This is a genomic window from Paenibacillus sp. PAMC 26794 (assembly GCF_000316035.1).
GTDB lineage: Bacteria > Bacillota > Bacilli > Paenibacillales > Paenibacillaceae > Paenibacillus.
The window spans coordinates 386,985-409,385 of record NZ_ANHX01000011.1 but is presented as its reverse complement, the minus strand read 5'-3'; the positions used below and the strand labels follow the sequence as shown (position 1 = coordinate 409,385).

Below are 22,401 nucleotides of genomic sequence, written 5' to 3'. Positions count from 1 at the left end.
AATCAATCGTTAGGGAACACAAGCCCAATCTGTTTCCGAATCTGATCCATAACCTGCATCGTCACATAGGAGCGTTCATACGTGTTCATGTCAGACTCCTTTTTGCCTTCCTGAACCAGATTCACGAACTCCTCCACTTCATAATACATCGCCGGATGGTTTTGTTCGACTGTGAGCTGCTCCACCGTACCGTCATTGTAACGTATCTCTGCATGTTCCGGTGAGCCAATCTTGTCAATGATGATGCTGCCCAGTTCCCCCATAATTTCGCTTGGTACATGAGAATTGGAGATTTTGGAGTATGTAACAACCGCATCCATCCCATCATAATCCAGCAGCACACTGCCTTGTCCATCCACGCCAGATTCCAGCATCATCGCTTGGGATTGAACCCGGTTAGGTGCACCGAACAATGTAATCAGCGGATAGAGACAATACACACCGAGATCCATTAACGCCCCATTAGCGAGTTCAGGCTTGAACGCGTTCAGGACAATCCCCTCTTTGTACTTGTCGTAACGCGAAGAATACTGAGAGTATCCTGCTACATATTTGCGGACAGGACCGATTTTATGCAGGCTCTTCTGCACCATTTTGAACTGGGGAACAAGGGTCGATTTCATCGCTTCCATGAGCAGAACCTCGTGTTCTCGTGCTGTATCGATTATGCTCCGAACTTCGGCGCTATTTGCAGCCAGAGGTTTCTCGCACAATACATGTTTACCGTTTCTCAGAAAAAGCTCAGCCTGCTCCGCATGAACCGTATTCGGTGTTGCGATGTAGACTGCATCAATCACATCACTTGCCGCCAACTCTTCCAGATCGGTGAAGCGGTGTTCAACATCATATTTATCTGCGAATGCAGTAGCCTTATCTTCAGTTCTTGAATACACGGCGGTTAATTTGAATCCTTCAACCTGTGCTGCGGCTTCAAGAAGCCTTTCTGTAATCCAGTTGGTACCCACTACGCCAAAACGAACCATGCCTACCTACCTCTTTCATCTATAAATTTCATTTGAGATATAAACCACTTCCATCCTGTATATTGTAGCTCATATTTCGTTCAGATTGAAGGAAGGTACTTTATCCCAGATATTGATATCTTGCTTTTTAAGTTGAAACCTCGTCCATCCTTTGGAATTGAGGGTATAATTAGAAATGAGGTGATCACCGTGGAAAGTCCAGATCAAGATCGCATACTGCCCGAATCTATAGATGAAAAATATTGGCATGCCATCATCCACAACGATAATTCTTATGATGGAACGTTCTTTTATGGTGTGCAGACAACGGGCATTTTCTGCCGACCTTCCTGTAAGTCCAGAGCACCCAAAGCTGAAAATGTGCTGATATTTCAACATGTTGAAGAAGCGTTAGCACGAAGGTTCAGACCCTGCAAACGTTGCAAACCAACAGGCGAGCGGGTACCTGATCAGGAGTGGATATACGGGATGACGGATTACATCGAACATCATTACGCCGAACCTCTAACCTTGGAGGTCCTTGCCACTGTAAGTCATGGTAGTCCTTATCATCTGCATCGTGTGTTCAAGCGGATTACTGGCCGCACACCCGTTCAATATATTCAGGAAAAACGAATTACCGAAGCCCGGAAGTTGCTTGAACATACCGGACTTACCGTCACCGATATTGGACGCCATGTCGGTATATCCAATTCAGCTTATTTCATTACTGTATTTCGCAAACACATAGGTCTCACACCTGCACACTACCGCGAAAGGCATGAGAACTTATGAAGACGAATCTTACTTACAAAGTACCCAAAACGTTACTCAACAAGGGGACAGGGTTCCTTCATGGCTATACACATACGCTGAATCCTTACACAGGCTGCGCCTTCGGTTGTTCCTATTGTTATGTCAGACAGATGCCAGTCTCTTTATTTCGCAAAGAGGATTGGGGGAGCTGGGTCGATGTGAAACAAGAGGCTTCCCGAGTGTTCGCCAAAGAATTGCAGCGTGCCCTGACCAAAGGGAAAGTCACTCTGTTCATGTCATCCAGTACCGATCCGTATCAACCCGCCGAATACAAGGAGCGTATCACGCGTTCATTGCTTGAAACCATGGTACAGCATCCGCCGGATTTCGTCTTGGTTCAGACCCGCAGTCCACTGGTTACACGGGATATAGATCTGCTACAGCAGTTAGGCGACCGAGTCCGGGTCAGCATGACGGTGGAGACCAATCTGGAATATATGCGGAAGCATTTCAGTCCTTCCGCTCCACCAATTGCAGGCCGATTACGTGCATTGGAACAGTTGCGTGATGCCGGAATACCCACACAGGTTGCGATTGCTCCCGTATTACCCAGCAGTGAACAATTTGCTGCCGTCTTACGACCTCTGGTTCAGCGCGTATGCATTGACGATTATTTCATGGGCGATGGTAGTGAGGGCAAGCGCACCCGTCGACTCGGTATGGAGTCGCTCTATCAGCAAGTGGGGATGGAGCATTGGTATCATCCAGATGCGTATCAGACTGTGGTTCAGCGGATGAAAGACTATTTTGCCGAGGATGAGATCTGGATCAGTCAGGCGGGATTTGAGCCCTAAATGGCTATATAAGTTGAATTAAAGAATATTTACACTGGACACTCCAATGACCGAACAACCTTCCGATCTTTGTTATCCCCAATTTTTTTGATTTAATAAAAAATAGCCTCTTTCCTTGTTCAAAGGAAAAGGGGCTATTTATCATGACATAAGCCATAATGGCTATCTTACTTATCCAATGTATACAATGGCAGATCCACCGGCAATGCAGCCGGGCGCTGACACGAGCTTTTCATCTGGTAGAACGTCTGCTCATCTGATGAATCGTGGAATGCCCACATGGCCTCAAGTACGTGGTATGCCAGTTCCCCACTCGCACGGTGTGCACGTCCACTATGTGCTGCATAGGCCATATCTGCCACACCGATGCCGCGTGTATTTTCCTGATACCCTGGGAGAAGCGGAACTTCCGTCCATTCATGTTCACCTAACAATCGGTAACGAACGGGACCGCCGAAGGTATTGGGGTCAGGTACCTGCAATGTACCGTGTGTGCCATATATCTCAATCGGTGGCAATGCACTTCCACCAAATACGTCAAAACTTGTAATCAGTGTGCCAATGGCTCCCTGTTCAAACTGTAACAGACCGGTAACGTGAGTAGGAATTTCGACGGGAACCGTCTGGCCTCTCTTTTTCTCACTCGTAATCGTCCGCTCTTCCATGGCTTTACCCGTCATGCCTGCAATCGACTTGATCGGTCCCATCAGTTGGATCAATGCCGTGAGATAGTACGGACCCATGTCAAACATTGGCCCACCGCCTGAAGCGTAATAAAACTCCGGATCGGGATGCCAGTGCTCATGACCACGGCTCATCATAAATGCGGTCGCCGCCACCGGCTTGCCGATTATCCCTTCCTCCACCAATTGAAGTGAAGTCTGGATGCCTGAACCAAAGAACGTTTCTGGTGCACAACCCACGAGCAATCCTTTACGCTTCGCTGTTTCGAGCACGGCCAGCCCTTCTTCACGGGTAACAGCGAGCGGTTTTTCTACATAAACATGTTTGCCAGATTCAAGCGCCCGCAAGCATACATCCGCATGAACGGAAGGAATCGTCAGGTTGATGATCAGCTCAATCTCGGGATCAGCCAAGATTTCGTCGACGCTGTATACGTTAGGCACGTTATAGGCTGCTGCCTGCTCCTCGGCACGTTTCCGGTCGAGATCCGCAACAGCAACAAGTTCCAGCACCTCGAACCGGTGACAGTTTTCCATATAAATACCGCTGATTTTACCGCAGCCAATAATGCCTACTTTCATTGTTTTCATGCCTGGGGCTCCCTTCGCCGTGAATCAGAAATGGTTTATCCATTGAGGATGAATGGTTAACACTGAAGTTACGTTTGCAATCCAACTACAATCTCATTCGTTCTGATTGTCCGCCATACCTGTGTACACTTCGGTTGCTGAACTTACTCGACTCTTGGCAAGTTCTTTGCCTGCTGCCGTCCATTTGAATCCACTGCGCATCATTTCAGTCACAGGTTTCATGTCTACAATGTCTGCATGATGTCCCAGCGAGTTGTAGAATACCCGTCCTGCGCCCCAGCGTTTCGTCCAGACAACAGGCATATCTACGGGCCCATTCGCTGCATGCGGACCAGTCACCACTGGGAATCGAGTTGTTGCCAGCACTTCCACTGCCGGGTCTACGTGCAGGTAGTACTGTTCACTTTTCACCTGAAAATCTTCAATATGATCCAATAACGGGCTAGAGCCACGCTTCATGTTTACCATATACTCCACACCATCATTACCTGGATGGGCAACCCATTGTCCACCCGTCATAAACTGCCAGTCTACGTTATTTCGGAAGGCATCACACATGCCGCCATGAAGACCAGCCAATCCCACACCGCTCTGAACAGCCGCTGATACGTTATTGACGAGTTCTTGCTCAATCTGTCCCATTGTCCACAACGGCACGATCAAATCCAGACCCATCAGCTTCTCTGCATCCGCATAAGACTCCAACGTATTCGAGACTTCAACCTCAAACTGCTCTTCCTTCAAAATACGTTCAAAAATCGCTGCTACCTGCTCAGGTTCATGTCCATCCCAGCCGCCCCATACAATCAGTGCTTTACTCATCGTATATTCACTCGCTTTCGCCTAGTTTTGTGTGTTCAACCTTATTCCTGACGTCACTGTCTTGCTTGCTCACATCTCTTCAAGTGTCACCCAGCGCCGTTCTGTTACCGAACGTTCTACTGCTTCCAGTACAGCCTGACAAGCGACCCCATCGTGGAAACTCGGTGATGGTTGTCGTCCTTCAGAGATCGCTGTCACCAGCTCCAGCATCTCATGTGTGAACGTGTGCTCGAATCCAATCGTATGTCCGGCAGGCCACCAAGCTTCAGCATATTTATGTGCCGGATCGGTTGCCAGTACACGGCGGAATCCCTGTACGTCCTCTTCATCCTTTGTGAAATAGACTTCCAGTTCGTTCATCCGCTCAAAATCAAATCGTACACTGCCGAGACTGCCGTTAATCTCAAACGAGTTCGTACTGCGATGCCCTGCTGCAAAACGTGTAGCTTCGAAGCTGCCCAGCGCCCCTCCTGCGAATCGTGCCAAGAAAAGCGTAGCGTCGTCGACGGTCACTTCTCCTTTCGGTGCATCCGCATTCGAACTGCCCTTTGCACTCAGACCGGTCATCTCAGCTGCAAGTGGTCGTTCTTTGATAAATGTTTCGCTCATGCCGATGACTTCCTGGAATTCACCAACGAGGAAACGAGCCAGATCGATTAAGTGTGCGCCCAGATCCCCATGGGAACCAGAGCCAGCCACTTCTTTTTGCAAACGCCATACCAGCGGGAACGAAGGGTCCATGATCCAGTCCTGCAAGAAAAAAGCACGGAAATGATAGATTTTACCCAGTCGTCCGCTCTCCACCAGATCCTTCGCTAGTTGCACCGCTGGTGAGAAACGATAGTTGAACCCAACCATATGGGCGACTCCAGCATCCTCTGCTGCCTGAAGCATCTCACGCGAATCCGCGAGGGACAGGGCCAGTGGTTTCTCACAAAACAGATGTTTGCCCTGACGAGCCGCTTCCAACGCAATTTCCTTATGGGCATCACTTGGCGCGTTAATATCAATCAGATCAATATCATCCCGCTTCACCAGTTCGCGCCAATCAGTCACACTTTCAGACCAGCCGAACTGACTTGCTGCCTCCTGCACTCCCTGCTCGTTACGTCCACAGATTACAGACATCTCAGGCTGCAGCGGAGCAGACGGGAAAAACATCGGCAGACTGCGATAGGCATTACTGTGGGCCTTCCCCATAAACTTGTATCCAACCATTCCGACACGAAGACGTTTTGACATGGTCATTTCCTCCTTTGGAATAATAAAAAGTCTTTCAATATGTGTACCAATTAACTATTGACGGATAGAAGAAGCACGGATGATCAGTTCGGTAGGCAACAACGCTCTCGCAGATTCGGTTACCGCTACAACAGAGTTATTCGCTTTATGTGTGTCACCCACAGACCCATGCATAAGCTTCGATACTGCAAGTTCACCCATCTCAAAAAATGGAACCCTGACGCTGCTCAGCGGCGGAACCGCCATCTCGGCGGCATCGGAGTCGTCATAACCCACAAATGCCGGAAAATCCGCAGGCCCTATTCCCCGCTCACGCAAACCATGCATGACACCAATGGCCATCCGGTCATTGGCGGCAAATACAGCATCAATCTCATGTAACCGATCTGCTACAATCGCTGCCGCCTCAATGCCACTTCGTCTACTATAATTCCCTTCAAGCAGTAGACTCGGGTCCAGCTCCATACCTACTTCTTGCAGGCCAAGACGGACACCTCCCATACGCTCCTGGCTGTTGGAATAGCTGTCTGGACCATTGAGAAAAGCGATTTTGCGATATCCCTGATCCGTAAGATGACGTATGACAAGCCTACTTCCTTCCACATGATCCGCATCCACTTCCGTGAACGATTGCCCCTCAAAATGCTGATTCATGACACAGAACGGGTGTCCTTCCTGATGAAGCTGCTGCATGGCCGCCAGTTCTTCATGATCATCTCTGGCACCAAGGATAATGCAAGCGTCCACTTTCTGACGCCGGAACAGATCCGTATAATTCATTACTTCACCGGGTGTTCGGAACATAACCAACAGGTCCATGCTATTGTCTCTGGCTTTGCTTCCAATCCCACTCAGCATTTCCGAGAAAAAGTACGCCGAGAACAGATGTGCCTTCGGAACATAAGGTAATACCACCCCAAGGTTCCCGCTTTTACTTCTGGCAAAACTGCGAGCAAGAGCGCTGGGCACATAGCCTAACTGTTCGGAAGCTTCAAGAACCTTGCGGCGTGTCTCTTCTTTAATAGGGCCTACCCCATTAAGCACCCGGGAGACCGTCGCCTCGGAAACACCCGCAAGGTCAGCCACTTCTTTACGAGATGCCATGAATTTCACCCCCTTCTAGCTCACCTATAAATGATGTAATAATTAAAAATCGACATTTATGTACGCGCGTACATTTTCTCATGACATGTAACCGTTGTCAATGCTTTTAACACAAAAAAATAATGAGGGTTTGGGTTAATCCAAGCCCTCATTATTATCTTGCCAGAGATGGTACTTTCATTAACTCCATGCCTGTAACCTTAGGGGTACAAGTTACTTATCAAACACACTATAACGATTATGGTTGCTGCTATCTGTTCAATTATTGGGGAGTGCAGCTCACAACGTGGTTGTAACGCCATGATCAACGGAGGATTGGCTAAACTCAGCTTGCTCCATCGTTTTCACATGATTCGGAATGCGGTCCGATGGTTCTGGTGTGGATTGAAGCTCTCTTACTTTGTGCAGTACTTCTTTGTTAGGCAGGAAGTGTTGGGAACGAATAAACCGAATTGTTTTGGTTTTGGCACGCATAACAATCGAATCCGTCTCGGCGCGATCATCCGCAAGATACCGTACCCCTCCCAGAATCTCACCTGGCGTCACACCTGTTGCGGCAAAAATAACGTCCTCCGTGCCGATCATATCCTGCATCGTTAACACTTTGTAAGGATTATCAATTCCCATCTGCAAGCAACGCTGGAATTCGTCTGCGTTGGCAGGCATCAGACGACCTTGAATCTCACCCCCAAGGCAAGATAGCGCTGCGGCAGCCAGCACACCTTCTGGCGCTCCTCCAGATCCGACATAGAGATCAATGCCTGCCTCCGGGAATGCCGGAGCCATCGCACCCGCAACATCACCGTCACTTAGGAACTTAATTCTCACGCCAACCTTGCGTAGCGTCTTGATGGTGCTCTCATGTCGTACACGATCCAGAATCATCACAGTGAGGTCCGAGATGTTTTTGTTCAATGCGGCAGCGGCTTTCTCCAGGGTGACTTCAACCGGGTCTTCAATGCTGACCTTGCCTACAAGCGCAGGCCCTACCGCCAGTTTCTCCATATACATGTCCGGTGCGTGGAGCAGGTTACCTTTTCCCGCCACTGCAATAACCGATAGAGCGTTGTTCAGTCCTTTGGCCACGATTTCTGTACCTTCGAGCGGGTCTACAGCCACGTCAACCTCAGGCCCCTCAGCGTTGCCCACTTCCTCGCCGATGTACAACATGGGTGCTTCATCCATTTCTCCTTCACCAATTACCACCGTGCCGCGAATGGACACGGAATCGAACATGGCGCGCATGGCCAAAGTAGCCGCTTCATCTGCACTGTTCTTGTCGCCTCGTCCCATCCAGGGTGCTGAAGCCAACGCAGCCAATTCTGTTACTCTGACAATTTCCAACGCCAGTTCGCGTTCCATTTTTCCCACTTCCTTTCCAATTTCCAAAAGCATAACGTGAAAGCGGTACTAAATCCATCGCAAATCCATATGAAATTGATCTATAATCGGCGTAGTAGCGCCTTTTGTAACGATGTATACCTTATTTATCCAATTAATATATTGATCGATTTCTCTCCTTTTTTCGGCTGGTTTTAAGAGTTCAATCCACCTGATTTCTCACTTGAAATATTAATTTTATTTTCCATTTTGCGCTCAAAAAACTAAATAGTTAAACATGGTGAATTAAACGGTCCGTTTCACGGGCAAAAAGTTCTTTTAACATGAGGTATATACAACATATTTAGTGATTATTAAGAACGTAACGCTATCTAACAAACTACGAACGAAAACGATTTTCGGCTGACTGTCCAAACGTAGAAATAAACTAATAAATTGTATTGATGATCCTTGAGATCAAGCTGCTTCCTTCATCGTTATCGGGCTAAATGTTGATACCATTTATGTATTAATCAGTCCTTTAGCTCTTACAAATGCCATAGATGCAGCTTATGATGGTCATCGAAAATAATAAGTTTACATAATATTTATTATGTAATAATTCTCTTTAATTTCTTCATTTTATTATCTAACAGTAAAAAATGATGTATACCGACTACACAAAAAAAGGCTGGATCAGAGGTTCAACCCCTGATCCAGCCCATTAAACGTGCTACCTAACTTTACGGCTCAATTCCCCATACCAACTGACCATTCACATACCCGGTAACCTTATCGTGGTTTGCGAACTGACTACCGGTTGCCTTGAACGAGTAATCGTTAGTCTGAGTATAATTCGTCCAATTGTTTTTGGAAAACCGTGTTTGAATCTCTGCGCTCTGGCCCGCATTCAGTGATCCCGCCGCACTTGTAAAGCCCACTTCAAGATAATGATCCGCCCCGGCAACTGGAGTCGCCAGTTTAACGAATTGGCTCGTTACATTCGCACTGCCCATACTTGCCCAGTCGGACCAGAAACTCTGAGCTTCTTCCCCGTCAATCGTATAATAATACCGGAGTTTTACATCACTCAACGGAATAGCCGAATTGCCTGAGTTGACCAATTTGAACTTGGGTGCGACGCCGTTGGTGGATGCACTTGTATTGCCGTTAAAAGCTTGAATCGTCAAATCCCCTGCTGGCACAGTAACCGTGCTGTCTACGACATTCACCGTTAACACAGCGTTATTTCCTCCATTGAAGTGAAAGGTCAACACGTTCTGACCCAAGGGCAGCGTAGCGAGATATGATTTGTTCAGAACAACTGCAGCGCTGGACGCTGTATAATTCTGACCTGATACAAGACTAACATTCCCCTTTGTGATGCTTGTAAGCTGACGGCCGTTTAAGGTGAGAGATACGGTAATATCCTGCGCGGGATTCGTCGCTTTATCAAATGTTGCATTCACTGGAGAAATCACAGCATTTGTACTCGGTGTTGAATCCACAATTTTGACTTTTAACACAGGGTCCTGACCTTGATTAAAATCCAGAACAATCGAATGCTCACCAACTGGCAGGGTTGCCAGATAAGCTTTTTTCAACAGCAATGTGCTTCCGTTCAAGGTATAGTCTGTCGTTGCGGTCAATGCATTGTTGCCTGCCCGGAGAGCAGTTAGCGTATTGCCGTTTGCATTCACGGTTACTGTTTTATCGCTTTGATTGGGTGTGTATTTGTCAAATTCCACGTTTCCAGGTGTGATGGATGCACTGGGGTTGGGATTGTTAACCTTTAGATTTGGCAGCTCATCCAACGTAATGACATAATCACTTTGATAAAGCGTTTTCAATGTTGCCGAGTAATTAAAAGCAGAACTCATCAGATGCTCGCCATACCAAGGACAGAAGTACAGCCATCCTGATTTCTCCTCTGTCAGATTTTTCACGCTTGGAATCGTGTCGTTCTCCGTCATGGCTACCATTTTGGTACCACCTGTCAACTCAACAAGCTTATAGAAAATCGAGGTGATTGCAACCTCATTGGGCACGCCCGACAATCCGTCATAACGGTTGTAGATCGTATTGTATTTATCGTATCCGACGAGATCCACCTGATCATCGCCCGGATACCAGGCCGGAGAAGTACTATATACATAGCTGTTGTAGGTCCAGATCAGATTATGCAAACCATACGTCTCGGTTAGTTCGGTATATAGCAGATCCCATAGCTCTTTGTACACCTCTGCGCCTGCCGAAGCCCACCAGAACCATGCACCTTCCCCGTTCAGCCCGCCGTTGCCTTCTGCTTCATGATACGGACGGAAAAGCACTGGCACATCGTTATCTTGCAAAGTCAGCAATTGTTCTGCCAAATCCTCGATGGTCATCATCACGTATTGATACTCTTTCGTACCGGGAATTACCGCATTGGCTGTATTAAAATTCGTTTCGGTTGGCTTGTAGGTAGCCTCTTTCCAATCCACAAAGTCCCCAAGCTCATACGTATTGAAATTACGAGGCACATTGATATGCCAGGAAGCTGTTGCAATACCTTCACGGTTATTCACCCAATCAATCATGCGATCAGTTGTACCGTCCTCCCAACCATACAACGGATTATAGTTCATCAGATCAAAGCCACGGATAGCCGGATACTTTCCGGTAAGATCATGAATCCACTCGAATTCAAGCTCTGTATCACCGTCATTCCCTCCTCCATAGATCTCTTGCTGACCAGAAATAATATTGTTTCCGTATACCTCCGTTAAATAATTCATCAAAATTTGAGTTTCCGGTGTAGCTTCAGGATCAGTGAGAACTGGCTGCACATTCAGGGGATCCAGATCAGCATGATCCACTGTAAAAGTATCAAAATACGCGAAGCCCCAGCCAGCCTTCAGCTCAATCGTGTTGGCACCCTGATTCAGCTTGTGAAAGCCAAAATCGAAGTCTGACCATGTTGTCGTGTAAGGCAGCATATACGCCCCTTTCGTAACACCATTCACGATTAAATTTTGTGACCTGCCATCTGCACTAAGCTCCTGCATATATCGTGTGGAGATTGCGTACATGCCGGTTTCCGGGACAGTAACTGTGAAGGTTAATGTGCCAGAGTTCTGCATCCAGACAAATCCGGCACCGGAGAATCCGGGCTTGGGTTGTCCATAGATTGAAGTAACCACTTGAAGATCCGGGGTGAGCTGCGCATCTTCGCTTTCGATGGTGAACAATGGTGTGTCTGCATGAACGGGCGCTGTCATTAATCCAAGCAGTAGGACCAATGCCAGCATCATTGCGGTTGCCTTTTTAAGCAAATTTTTCATCAATTCCATCTTCCTTCCCAAGTGAAATATGATAATGAAATGTCAATGAACCCATTTATGATGGCGCTTTCATTTTAAACATAGCATGCACATCAATATTTGTAAATATATGGTGAATAAGAATGTTTTAAATTCTTTTGTACCAGTACTTTGAACAACATTACTCCATCGTTTCACCAATATTGAAGACAATCGAAAACGGTTCATTATCTAACCAGTTTCGGGCCTAAACTTCATCTTCCGTTATATACTTGTACTTGACAGAAAATCTAAAAAAACAAAAAAAAGCATTCCTGGATCGGATGCTTTTTCGAATACGTTTCTTCAATCCTCCTTGCTTATGTCTGCGTCTTGCGTCCCGGCTCAACTTACATTTTCCTCGGCAGATGTTTCCTTTATCACACAGCGTTCCCCTGCCTTGCGTACCGCTCGAATAATGCCACCGTAGCCGGTACAACGACACAGATTCCCGCACAATCCCGTTTCAATCTGATCTTGTGAAGGGTCAGGATGTGCATCCAGTAATGCCTTGGTTGAGATCACCATGCCCGGAGTACAGTAGCCGCACTGAAAACCACCTTCCTCCACAAAAGCCTGTTGAATTGGATGCAGAGTGCCTTTCTCCTCGCCATGCAGACCTTCAATCGTCATAATGTCACTACCTTCACATTGATAAGCCATGACAAGACAGGAATTCACCGGCTCTCCATCCATCAAAACCATACATGCGCCGCAGCGACCAACTTCGCAGGATACTTTGGTACCCGTTAGTTGCAAATGAGTTCGAAGCACATCGACAAGTCTGGTCGTTTGCGCAATCTGCAGATGTTTCTGCTCGCCATTCACAACGGCTGTCCAGTGATTCTCAAGTGGCTTACTCATGATGGGCTCACTCCTTCCTGCAAAGGTACATTTAAAGGTCTGACCAGTTGTTCCCTCGGTACAGGAAGACGGTTAACCCATATACCTGTTGCCTGATGAATTGCAGCTGTTATGGCCGGCGCAAGCGCTACGGAGCCTATCTCACCGATCCCCCTAGGGCCAAACGCATCACCTTCGGGTAAGTCTTCAATAGCCTCAACCTCCAGATTGGTATGAATATCCTGAATGGTTGGGATCAGATACGTGTCGAGGTTCGTGGTTACATAACGGCTGTCCTGCATGACCGTATCCTCCGTTAACGTGAATCCAAGCGCCATGACACTGCCGCCTTCAATCTGTCCGATATAACCCATCGGGTTGATAACTGGACCTGCCGCAACAACATGGCGCGTATCAAGAAGCTTGGTTTCTCCGGTCAAAGTATTTACTTCCACCTCTGCCGCAACCGCCGCATACGTATACAAATAATGCCCGCCTACCACATGGTCTGGCGTAGTTGGGTAATCGAACTTTGTATCGAAAATCCATTCATCGGCTTCGCCCTGCGTTGCGAGTTCAGCATACGAGATCAATAAGCCTGATGAAACTCCCTCTTTCGCCTGGTATTGAGATGCGCCTAAATAACTTTCAGCAGTTTGATCACTTTCAGACCCTACAGCAACGATCTCAGCCACTTTAGTTCCTTCAGCCTTCTCTGGTGTTTCTACTTCTGAAGTTTCGGCAGGAAGCTGGCCTTTGCGCCATACACCACCGGGTCCTGTTACCAGTTCATCCGACGGAATGCCCGACATTTCAGACGCTACAGCAAGAACACGGGAACGAAATGGAGTCTGCAAACGTTGAAGAGCCATCCAGGCCATCGTTGTTGAACGTGAAGCTGTGCTTGATCCGCTGTGTGGTACACGATCCGTATCTCCAATGATGATACTGAGATCCGATATACTGCATTGAAAGAGATCACATAACATAATTTCCAGCGTTGCAATAAGCCCCTGACCAAATTCCTCGTAGCTGAACGCCACCTCAATCTTGCCTTCGTTATTCAGGGACAGGCGGCCTCCCGCAGGGTCCGGAATGCCGTAACCCAGCCCTGCACCGTGCATGGCGATGGCTGCTCCGACTCCGCGTTTGATCCACGGCGGCATAGAAGGATCTGCCGGGGGATGCTGATGTTTTTGCCACAATTCAGAACGATCCAATGCCTCCCATACTTGTGAAAGTCCATCCGTAACCAGAATCCGTTGATTCAGCGGTCCAGGATCATTCTTTTCCCTCATATTACGTCTTCGGAACTCCCAAGGGTCCATGTTCATGATTGCTGCAAGCCGATCCATCTGGCCTTCCATGGCAAAAATCGCCTGGTTCCCGCCAAATCCGCGAAACTCACCTGACAGCCCGTTATTCGTATACACAGACACACCTTCCACATCCACATTTGGAATGGCGTAGGGTCCAAGGCAATGCTCGGTACAGAAGTTCAGCACGGGTGCGCCAAGTGTGGCGTACGCTCCTGTATCTGCTGTAATGCGGACACGATGCGCCTGTATGATGCCTTCTCGACTCATGCCAGTCTGCATTTCAATCTTCATTGGGTGCCGTTTCAGCCCTGCACGCACGGATTCTTTACGAGAATTATGCATTTTCACAGGACGTCCGCATCTCAAGGCCAGTAGTGCACCATAAGGCTGTACGTTTAGTTCATCTTTTCCGCCAAATGAACCCCCAATCGGTGAAGACACCACCCGGATATTTTCTTCAGGACAACCAATGATTCGCGCAAGCTGCATCCGGTCTTTATAACCATGTTGCGTTGCCGCGTATACATTCAGCCTTCCCTCTTCATCTGGGACAAACAGGCCACCTTCTGTCTCCATGTACGCATGCATCTGGCGAGGCGTATAATACGTCTCTGTCACGATATGATCACACGTGGCAAAGGCTTGCTCGGCATCTCCACGTTTGATCTCCGTCCGATGCAGCACATTACCTGGACCATGCTCATGCAACTCTGGTGCACCTGGAGCCAATGCAGCGTCTGTACTATTCAGAGGTGTAAGTTCCTCATACTCTACGCGAATCGCATCCAGCGCAAGCGCCGCACGTTCCGGGGAATCCGCAGCAACCGCTGCAATGGCGTCACCGACATAACGTACAATATCCTCGCAGAATACAGGCTGATCCGGGGTCGCAATACCAAAACGATTCAGTCCAGGCACATCTTTGGAGGTCAGAACCGCATAGACACCTTCCAACGCCTCAGCTTCCGAAGTATCTATAGACAATAGGCGAGCATAAGGATATTCGCTTCGCAACACTCTGCCATGAATCATGTCAGGTAGCGTCATATCCGTCAGATATTGAAGCTGCCCTGTTACTTTGGGTGCACCATCTGGCCGCAAGTGCCAGCGTTTCCCGCTCTGTTTCCGATTCAGCAGCATGATGCCTCTCCCCCTTTGTGTGATCGAAGTCTTCTATTCGTGAAGTGCTTCCCATAGCCCGGCACCAAGCATGTTGCCCGCGGTCTGTTTGCGATAATGTTCCGTTGCAAATGCATCGCCATACGTCGTAAACTCTTCAGCCACAGCAGCTGCGAGATTCGCCGCTTGCATGACAGAAGCTTCGCTACCAAGAAGCTGTCGTTCCGACTCCAGAAGTCGCATCGCCATGCCTGATCCTCCCCCAGCCGCAATCGCAATCTTGGTCCAGCGGTTATCCGAATCAATCTCCCCAAACAACGCAACCGTAACCAGCGATGCGCTGAACGTCTCCCTTCTACCCAGCTTGCGGTAAAAGGAAACTTCTCGTGCAACAGGTCTGTACTCACCTTCCACATCTAGCATAGAGGACGATCTCATCGGAATATGAATCGAGATTAATACATCCCCTGGATTACGGCTGCCATCCCGTCCACCCTGAAGCCAGGAAGACACACTGCGGATCTCAATTCCACTGTCCGTCAACCAGTGCAGCTCCGCATCATATACAAGCAAAGCAGTCAGTGTATCCCCGACTCCGGATACAACATTCCCGCCAATGGTTGCCACATTGCGAATGGAAGGAGCAGCAATTGCATTCACCGCTTCCTGCAGGATCGGCAGTTGATGCAGCAATGCTTGTGAAGCACATTCCTTTAATCGGGTCATGGCTCCAATGACCAGCTCATCTCCACGAATAGATACACCGCTCATTTCAGGAATACGACCCAGACTAATCATGTGTTCAGGCGCTGGAATCAAGCCACCTTCCCACTGGGTTCGTAGCAATGTTCCACCTGCCGTGAAACAACATATTCCCTTCAGTCCACTTCTCAACGTTTGCAGTTCTTGCAGATTCTCAGGCTGCCATACCGATGGCATGGCTCCAGAACCGTATGCCGGTGTTACCATCGCTGCATCCCCTTTCTCTCTCTTCCATGGGCAGGAAATTCAACCGTCTAATCCAAATAATTCTTCAAATCATATGAGAGTTCAGCAGCAACGTCAATTACCTTCACATCGTTTTGGATAAATGTATAAAACCTGCGTTCCATTTGTGCTTGATGCATCATGATCTATCGAAAGCTAACACAAGCTCTCTTTCACCACACGTTAAAAGGAGACAAATAGGCCAACCAGACTGCCTGGCTGACCTGATCATGTAATTAAATTATACATAGTTAATAATCTTCTCCTGTTATTTAGTCTGCCTGCTCCGATTCATATACATGATTCAAAATGCGTTCCAATTCCGGTTCTGTATCCGCATCCCAGAAACTAGACTCAGACAGTGGTACATGTACACCTGAATAGTTAGCGCTGCGCATAATTTTGCGTGCCCCCTCATCTCCATGCAAGGACAACAGAGGACCGAACATATGGGAGCGAAAAGCAACGGGCGGCTTGCCTCCCTCACCGTCGGTAGCTGCGACATAGTCACATAACTTGTGGGTAGCCAGTTCTGTAGTCACCCGATTAATATCCTGCGCTTTTAATAAAGGCTGATCACCCAGTAACATGAGAATGCCCTCCGGTTTGTACTGCATGGCCGACAATACGCCAGAATGAAGAGAATTGGCCATGCCGCAGGCATAGTCAGCACAGACCACAATTCGAAGTCTCGCTGTGGGATGGTAGGCATACGTAGCAGAATCAAACCATTTTACAGGTAGCCATGCCAGCGAATCTTCCGGTTTGACCACACAGACCACTTGATCTAGCTCCGAATTCAGCGCAGCTTCCAATGACCATGCAGCCAGTGACCTTCCGTCAGGCATGACAACCGAGAGTTTATCCCGACCAAGGCGACGACTCTTACCTGCTGCCAGAACTATGCCCGTCATTCGCATGTGCAACGCTCCCCCTCTGCACCTCGGAACTCAAGGAAGAGACCTTTTGTTTACATGCGATCAATTCCGCTACAATGCTGATGGCGATCTGTTCTGGACCGTCTGCTCCGATGCTCAAACCAACGGGAGAATGCACATATTTCAACGGTGGTAAGCCATCCAGCAGACGGGCTGTTCGTGTTTTGGAACCCATGATGCCAAGATACGCGTACTCACAGTCCACTACCATCTCCAACAGTTCACGTTCGCGGGGGAAATTGTGACTCATCAAAATTAAATAATCCCCTTTGTTTACGTTGAGCAGAGGCATGATCTCACATGGGAAACCCATTACTAGTTCAGCTTCAGGGAACCTTTCAGAGGTGCATAAGGACTCTCGCCAATCGGCTACAACTACTCGGAATCCTGCGGATTGGGCGAGTCTGGCAACAGGAATAACATCATTCCCGGCTCCGATGATAATCAGGCGTGGTTTAGGTGTGTACAGCGAAGTAAGTTGCTGCGGGAGGTCCCAGGGATTCGTTGAACCCGTGTTGTTTGTCGCTATTTCAGCATCAGCATCAGAGATATGTTGTGAATTAGCGGATAGATGGGAAGAGTGAGATCTGTTTGACGTAGCAGGTACCACTTCAGGCACAAGCGTAAGGCGAGGTATATCGGGAGAATGTTGTGTCGATCCCGTATGTTCATGCTTGATATTACCACTGCTGTGTTGTACATCAACCTGCAATGAAGTTAGATTATAATTCGCCACACGATTATGAGGAGGGACGAGCGAAGGAAGCAATACTGGCTGGTGCCGGGTACCCGTTGGTTCAATCCGTTTCCAGTCATATTCTACCCTCGTATAATCATCTTTGAACGTACGGATTAACGCTGTTGCAACGCCGGATTGAAAACACTCATACATCTTCTGCAACGTATATCGAAGTTCACCATACACAGGTTCAAGCAACACAACAACGAGTCCGCCGCAGCCAATCGTCTCCCCCCAGGACAGATCATCCTCGGGACGCATGTCGTACTCCGCGAATTCCATCTGGTTTGTATCCAGCACATGGCTCACCCGGGCCTGAAGATCACTCTCCAGACATCCCGGACTGATACTGCCATACATTCTACCATCATCGGTCAACAGCATAGAGACTCCCTGCTTACGGTAAGCATGACCCTCTACTTTGATCGCTGTTGCGAGCACACAGCGCGTTTCACGGGCTGCAATTGCACACAGATCATGCATTTCCATATCGGTCTCCATCCTTTCTGGAATCGCATAAGCTTCCTTCGATCAGATACGTTTCATTAATCTCGCAATGCTCTTATCCGACTCACGCAGCACAATGCCACGATCAATCGTCTGAATCTTACGATTCTTGAGCACGATACTTCCTTCAATAATAACGGTATCCACACAGCTACGTGTTGCGGAATACACTACGCGGGAATAGACATCCGTCTCATAGGAAGGGTACGTGTGGAAATCATCCAGATCCAGCAGCAGCATATCTGCCTTTTTGCCCACTTCGAGACTTCCGATTTCCTTCGACAAGCCAAGCACCTCTGCTCCGCCCATGGTAGCCATGCGCAATACGGTCCGGGCATCCATCACTGTTGGACCATGAGGAATTTTCTGCATCAGCGCTGTGAGGCGCATCTCCTGAAACATATCCAGATTGTTGTTGCACGCGGCACCATCTGCCCCAATCCCAACCGCGATCTGTCGATTCAGCAGATCCGGAATATCCGCTACCCCGGAGGAAAGTTTCATATTTGATCCAGGACAGTGAGTGACTTTGACACCGCGCTTGCGGATGATTTCTTTCTCTTCCTCACTCAGCCATACACAATGAGCAAGCACCAGTCTTGGGGTCGCGAGACCGATATGATCGAGGTATACAATGTTACGCATTCCGCGTTCGTGTTCTACCAGTTCAATCTCTCCGCGATTCTCGGAGGCATGGGTGTGGACTTTGACATGATATTTATTAGACAAGTCGCGCACCTCTACCAGCAATTCTTCGGTACACGATACAACGAAGCGTGGGCAGAAAGCATATTGAATGCGACCTCCGCCAAACCCGTTCCATTTCTCCAGCAGATCCACACTCTGTTGCAGCGAAGTTGCTGTATCCTCACGCAGGGGTTCCGGAACCTCGTCCCCATGATCCATCATAACCTTGCCGGAAATGACCCGGATGCCGCTCTGTGCCATCGCCTGAAACGCCGAGTCCGTGTGATGTACCGTCTCCATATCCAGAATGGTCGTGGTTCCGCTGGAGATCAATTCGCCCAATCCAAGCATTGCAGAATAATAGACGGACTCCTCATCATGTGCTGCTTCCAGCGGCCAGATACGTTGACGGAGCCAATCCATCAGTTCCAGATCATCCGCACGTCCACGGAACAAGGTCTGACACAGATGAATATGCGTCTGGATGAAGCCTGGCAAAAGCACTTTGCCACGAGCATCAATGACCTGGTCAGTCTGAACGTCGATGTGAGCTGCAATCTCCTTGATTTTGTTATCCTCGATCAACAGATCTCCGATGAACACTTCCTCTTCTGCATTCATCGTCACAAGCTGTGCACCTTTCAGCAGGATCGTTCCCATGCCAATCTCCCCTATCTGTGTCTGTCTATATAGTACAACTCATACTTATTTACACTTTCACTCTAATGACAGACTAACCTTCCGATCGCTGTCTGTTACCATCCAATAGCCATACCGTCTCCTCTCGGATCTGCTGCGCCGCTAATCATGCCGTCCTCACGAATGACAATGCCTTGCGACTGTCCCATAATACCGTCCCACGGCGCTCTCGCTTCAACGTTATGTCCCCACTGGGCAAGGGTTGCACATACGTCATCATGATATCGGTTCTCCACACGCATCGTATCGCCTTCTTCGCCCCAGGTACGTCCGTACACCCAACGCGGCAGGCTGATTGCTTCCTGGATGTTGAGTCCGTAATCAAGCACTCCGGTAAGCACCGATAATTGTGTCTGCGGCTGACCTTCTCCCCCCTGTGTACCTACGAGCATATAAGGTTTGCCATCTCGTGTAACAAGGCCCGGCATGAGGGTATGGAATGAGCGTTTGTTCGGTTCCAGTACGTTGGCATCTCTCGGATCTAGAGAGAAAAACGACCCCCGGTTCTGCATGATAACCCCCGTATCCCCTGGAACATAGGCTGCACCGAAGTCGAAATACAGGCTTTGGATGAATGAAACGGCATTGCCTTCGCTATCGACAATCGCTGCATACGCCGTGTCCTGACCTATTGTTTTGGACAAAAACGGCTGCGCCACAGGTGGAGCAGACTGAATCTCATTCCACAATTGGTCTCCGTAACTCTTGGACAACAGATGATCCAGCGGAATGTCCCTGAAATCCGGGTCCGTCAGATAACGATCACGATCACGAAACGCCTTTTTTACCACTTCCGCCATCAGATGATAGAATTCAGGTGAGGTACGTGCTACAGAGGACAGATCGGTATGCTCCAACATATTTAACATCATCAGCATCGAGAATCCCTGCGAGTTGGGCGGCATCTGATGAACTTCATAGCCACGATACCCCGTACTAATCGGTTTTACCCACTCGCCCCGATGACCTGCAAAGTCCACTGGTGCAAGCATGCCCCCATCCTCACGAATAGCTGAAGTCAGACGATCCGCAAGTTCCCCTGTATAAAAAGAGTCTCGCCCTCCCGTCTGAATCAGACGAATGGAGGCAGCGAGTTCAGGCTGGATCAGCAGCTCGCCTTCCTGCAAAAGTGTACCCGAAGGGGCAAATACCGCTCGCAGCGGTGTATGACCCAGTATGAAATCTTCATCCCTTTCCATCCACAGGCGGAGATTCCGGGATACAGGGCATCCTTTTTCCGCATACTGCGCGGCAGGTTCAAGCAACAGCTCCCACGATAACTTACCGTACCGTGACCAGACTTCCCACCAGGCATCGACCATTCCCGGAACCGTGATGGCACTAAGTACACCGCGCTGAGGAATGGCACTCATCCCCATCGCTTTGAACGTATCCGCATGAATGCCTGCGGCTGAGCGGCCACTTCCGTTATAGGCGGTAATCTCACCGCTGGCTCCGTCATGAATCAGGAAGAAGGCATCCCCGCCAAGTCCGGTCATATGCGGATATACCACACCTAGTGCCGCACTGACCGCAACAGCAGCATCATAAGCATTCCCGCCCTGCTGGAGGATGGAGCTTCCCACTGCACTCGCCAGATAATGAGGAGTAGTAACCATGACCTCCCTGGAGATTGGCATCTGATTTAACATAAGGCGCCCTCCTTCCCTGCATACACATCCAATGCTGCCTGCACCGCTTCACCGGCTGGTAATACGTGATGATGACGGAGAAGAACAGCTTCCAGCGCTCCCAGCACATGAAGTACGTTCTTGCGTTGGCAGCTGAATCCCATTGTACCGATCCGCCAGATCTGCCCTTTCAACGGTCCAAATGAACTGGCAATCTCAATGCTGAAATCGTTCAGCAACATACTGCGCACCGACTCACCATCAATCCCCTCCGGAATCGTGATACAAGTGACCACCGGAAGTTTACTGGACATATCCCCATACAACTGTAGTCCCATTCCCTGAATTCCAGCGACCAACGCACGTTCATTTACCAGATGTCTCTGGAACCTGGCCTCCAATCCTTCTTGTAGCAGAATACGTAATCCTTCGTAAAGACCGTAGAGCATGGAGGTGGCCTCCGTATGGTGGTTCAACCGTGCTGAACTCCAGTAATCCTGCAATTGGGTTAGGTCAAAATAATTGCTGGCAATCGTGCGGCCTTCTGCCCGCGCACTGGTTGCATCTCGCAGTCCGCGTTCAACTGTTTTGCGGCTCATCAGTTTCTTTTCCACACGACTGTTGTACGTGAGAGGTGCCATCCCTGAAGGAACGGACAGGCATTTCTGCGTTCCACCCATAACCGCATCCAGATGCCACGCATCCGTCTCCACCGGAGTCCCACCAATGGTTGCTACAGCATCCACGACGAGTAAGATATCAAGGTCGCGACAGGCTTTGCCAATCTCAGCAAGAGGCTGCATCTGACCGGTGGAAGTCTCACCGTGAACCATCGCGACCAGACTCGGTTTATGGGCATGGATCGCCTTGATCACCTCTTCCGGATCAAATACCGTTCCCCATTCCGTTTCAAAAAAGACAACCTCTGCACCACAGCGTTCCGAGATTTCAACCAGCAGATGTCCGAATCGTCCGTAGATGGGGACAAGAACTTTGTCACCGGGCTGGATCAGACTAACTAACACAGCTTCAATGCCTGAACGGGATGTACCATCGACTGGATAACACCACTCGTTATCTGTCATATATAGCTCACGCAGCATCGCCATCGTCTCATTCATCAAAGATGTGAACTCCGGGTCAAACTGACCCAGGATTGGAAAGGATAATGCTCTTAGCACACGCGGATCAACCTCAACGGGGCCCGGGGTCATAATGGTCCGCAAGGACGGAGATAACTCTTTATAGTTGGACATC

At 48.8% G+C, this 22,401-nt stretch carries 17 protein-coding genes; 2 read left to right on the top strand and 15 right to left on the bottom strand.

The features are described 5' to 3' along the window. Positions 1 to 2: 2 nt before the first annotated feature. On the bottom strand, positions 3 to 983 hold the full coding sequence (locus tag D829_RS0107110) for a Gfo/Idh/MocA family oxidoreductase (RefSeq protein ID WP_017688171.1): 981 nt from the start codon (positions 981 to 983) through the stop codon (positions 3 to 5). A gap of 189 nt (positions 984 to 1,172) precedes the next feature. Between D829_RS0107110 and D829_RS0107105 the strand changes: the two genes are divergently transcribed. Then, positions 1,173 to 1,757 carry a bifunctional transcriptional activator/DNA repair enzyme AdaA gene (locus D829_RS0107105; protein ID WP_017688170.1) on the top strand — a complete coding sequence of 195 codons (585 nt, stop codon included), beginning with the start codon at positions 1,173 to 1,175 and terminating at the stop codon, positions 1,755 to 1,757. Then, positions 1,754 to 2,572 (top strand): radical SAM protein, encoded by an 819-nt coding sequence (locus D829_RS0107100; RefSeq protein ID WP_017688169.1) that lies wholly within the window; start codon positions 1,754 to 1,756, stop codon positions 2,570 to 2,572. The genes D829_RS0107105 and D829_RS0107100 overlap by 4 nt, the downstream gene beginning before the upstream one ends. Before the next feature lie 167 nt (positions 2,573 to 2,739). Here the strand turns inward: D829_RS0107100 and D829_RS0107095 are convergent, their stop codons facing one another. The 14 genes from D829_RS0107095 to D829_RS0107025 form a co-directional block, all read right to left on the bottom strand. Beyond that, positions 2,740 to 3,846: a Gfo/Idh/MocA family oxidoreductase gene (locus D829_RS0107095; RefSeq protein ID WP_017688168.1), complete on the bottom strand. Its 1,107-nt coding sequence runs from the start codon at positions 3,844 to 3,846 to the stop codon at positions 2,740 to 2,742. A 93-nt stretch (positions 3,847 to 3,939) separates the two neighbouring features. Then, positions 3,940 to 4,668: a ThuA domain-containing protein gene (locus D829_RS0107090; protein WP_017688167.1), complete on the bottom strand. Its 729-nt coding sequence runs from the start codon at positions 4,666 to 4,668 to the stop codon at positions 3,940 to 3,942. Between the two features lie 69 nt (positions 4,669 to 4,737). After that, positions 4,738 to 5,910, bottom strand: coding sequence for a Gfo/Idh/MocA family oxidoreductase (locus D829_RS0107085; protein WP_017688166.1), 1,173 nt, complete (start codon positions 5,908 to 5,910; stop codon positions 4,738 to 4,740). A 54-nt stretch (positions 5,911 to 5,964) separates the two neighbouring features. After that, the gene (locus tag D829_RS0107080) at positions 5,965 to 7,014 is read right to left on the bottom strand and encodes a LacI family DNA-binding transcriptional regulator (RefSeq protein WP_017688165.1); all 1,050 of its coding nucleotides are present in this window, start codon (positions 7,012 to 7,014) and stop codon (positions 5,965 to 5,967) included. Between the two features lie 279 nt (positions 7,015 to 7,293). Beyond that, complete coding sequence (gene glpX, locus D829_RS0107075; RefSeq protein ID WP_017688164.1) at positions 7,294 to 8,376, bottom strand: class II fructose-bisphosphatase; 1,083 nt, start codon at positions 8,374 to 8,376, stop codon at positions 7,294 to 7,296. Positions 8,377 to 9,077: 701 nt separating this feature from the next. After that, on the bottom strand, positions 9,078 to 11,657 hold the full coding sequence (locus D829_RS0107070) for a X2-like carbohydrate binding domain-containing protein (protein WP_017688163.1): 2,580 nt from the start codon (positions 11,655 to 11,657) through the stop codon (positions 9,078 to 9,080). 363 nt (positions 11,658 to 12,020) lie between these two features. Then, positions 12,021 to 12,539, bottom strand: a complete 519-nt coding sequence (locus D829_RS0107065; protein ID WP_017688162.1) for a (2Fe-2S)-binding protein — start codon at positions 12,537 to 12,539, stop codon at positions 12,021 to 12,023. Further along, positions 12,536 to 14,977 (bottom strand): molybdopterin cofactor-binding domain-containing protein, encoded by a 2,442-nt coding sequence (locus D829_RS0107060; RefSeq protein WP_017688161.1) that lies wholly within the window; start codon positions 14,975 to 14,977, stop codon positions 12,536 to 12,538. The genes D829_RS0107065 and D829_RS0107060 overlap by 4 nt, the downstream gene beginning before the upstream one ends. Positions 14,978 to 15,010: 33 nt before the next feature. After that, entirely contained in the window at positions 15,011 to 15,925 is a 915-nt protein-coding gene (locus D829_RS30600; protein WP_017688160.1) for an FAD binding domain-containing protein, read from the bottom strand. A 290-nt stretch (positions 15,926 to 16,215) separates the two neighbouring features. Further along, positions 16,216 to 16,863: a nucleotidyltransferase family protein gene (locus D829_RS30595; RefSeq protein WP_017688158.1), complete on the bottom strand. Its 648-nt coding sequence runs from the start codon at positions 16,861 to 16,863 to the stop codon at positions 16,216 to 16,218. Further along, complete coding sequence (locus tag D829_RS33645; RefSeq protein ID WP_017688157.1) at positions 16,829 to 18,109, bottom strand: XdhC/CoxI family protein; 1,281 nt, start codon at positions 18,107 to 18,109, stop codon at positions 16,829 to 16,831. The genes D829_RS30595 and D829_RS33645 overlap by 35 nt, the downstream gene beginning before the upstream one ends. Positions 18,110 to 18,151: 42 nt before the next feature. Beyond that, on the bottom strand, positions 18,152 to 19,474 hold the full coding sequence (locus D829_RS0107035) for a 5'-deoxyadenosine deaminase (protein WP_017688156.1): 1,323 nt from the start codon (positions 19,472 to 19,474) through the stop codon (positions 18,152 to 18,154). Positions 19,475 to 19,569: 95 nt separating this feature from the next. Then, positions 19,570 to 21,165, bottom strand: coding sequence for a gamma-glutamyltransferase (gene ggt / locus D829_RS0107030; RefSeq protein WP_017688155.1), 1,596 nt, complete (start codon positions 21,163 to 21,165; stop codon positions 19,570 to 19,572). After that, a complete protein-coding gene (locus tag D829_RS0107025) occupies positions 21,159 to 22,400 on the bottom strand; it encodes an alanine--glyoxylate aminotransferase family protein (RefSeq protein ID WP_017688154.1) in 1,242 nt (413 codons plus the stop codon). The genes ggt and D829_RS0107025 overlap by 7 nt, the downstream gene beginning before the upstream one ends. Position 22,401: the final 1 nt, after the last annotated feature.

What these genes read in the sequence shown, in the direction of transcription:
- D829_RS0107065 (WP_017688162.1), bottom strand. Translation starts at nt 12,539, where the DNA reads ATGAGTAAGCCACTTGAGAATCACTGGACAGCCGTTGTGAATGGCGAG.
- glpX (WP_017688164.1), bottom strand. Translation starts at nt 8,376, where the DNA reads ATGGAACGCGAACTGGCGTTGGAAATTGTCAGAGTAACAGAATTGGCT.
- D829_RS0107090 (WP_017688167.1), bottom strand. Translation starts at nt 4,668, where the DNA reads ATGAGTAAAGCACTGATTGTATGGGGCGGCTGGGATGGACATGAACCT.
- D829_RS0107080 (WP_017688165.1), bottom strand. Translation starts at nt 7,014, where the DNA reads ATGGCATCTCGTAAAGAAGTGGCTGACCTTGCGGGTGTTTCCGAGGCG.
- D829_RS0107025 (WP_017688154.1), bottom strand. Translation starts at nt 22,400, where the DNA reads ATGTCCAACTATAAAGAGTTATCTCCGTCCTTGCGGACCATTATGACC.
- D829_RS0107070 (WP_017688163.1), bottom strand. Translation starts at nt 11,657, where the DNA reads ATGAAAAATTTGCTTAAAAAGGCAACCGCAATGATGCTGGCATTGGTC.
- ggt (WP_017688155.1), bottom strand. Translation starts at nt 21,165, where the DNA reads ATGTTAAATCAGATGCCAATCTCCAGGGAGGTCATGGTTACTACTCCT.
- D829_RS0107085 (WP_017688166.1), bottom strand. Translation starts at nt 5,910, where the DNA reads ATGTCAAAACGTCTTCGTGTCGGAATGGTTGGATACAAGTTTATGGGG.
- D829_RS30595 (WP_017688158.1), bottom strand. Translation starts at nt 16,863, where the DNA reads ATGCGAATGACGGGCATAGTTCTGGCAGCAGGTAAGAGTCGTCGCCTT.
- D829_RS0107110 (WP_017688171.1), bottom strand. Translation starts at nt 983, where the DNA reads ATGGTTCGTTTTGGCGTAGTGGGTACCAACTGGATTACAGAAAGGCTT.
- D829_RS0107095 (WP_017688168.1), bottom strand. Translation starts at nt 3,846, where the DNA reads ATGAAAACAATGAAAGTAGGCATTATTGGCTGCGGTAAAATCAGCGGT.
- D829_RS0107100 (WP_017688169.1), top strand. Translation starts at nt 1,754, where the DNA reads ATGAAGACGAATCTTACTTACAAAGTACCCAAAACGTTACTCAACAAG.
- D829_RS33645 (WP_017688157.1), bottom strand. Translation starts at nt 18,109, where the DNA reads ATGGAAATGCATGATCTGTGTGCAATTGCAGCCCGTGAAACGCGCTGT.
- D829_RS0107060 (WP_017688161.1), bottom strand. Translation starts at nt 14,977, where the DNA reads ATGCTGCTGAATCGGAAACAGAGCGGGAAACGCTGGCACTTGCGGCCA.
- D829_RS30600 (WP_017688160.1), bottom strand. Translation starts at nt 15,925, where the DNA reads ATGGTAACACCGGCATACGGTTCTGGAGCCATGCCATCGGTATGGCAG.
- D829_RS0107035 (WP_017688156.1), bottom strand. Translation starts at nt 19,474, where the DNA reads ATGGGAACGATCCTGCTGAAAGGTGCACAGCTTGTGACGATGAATGCA.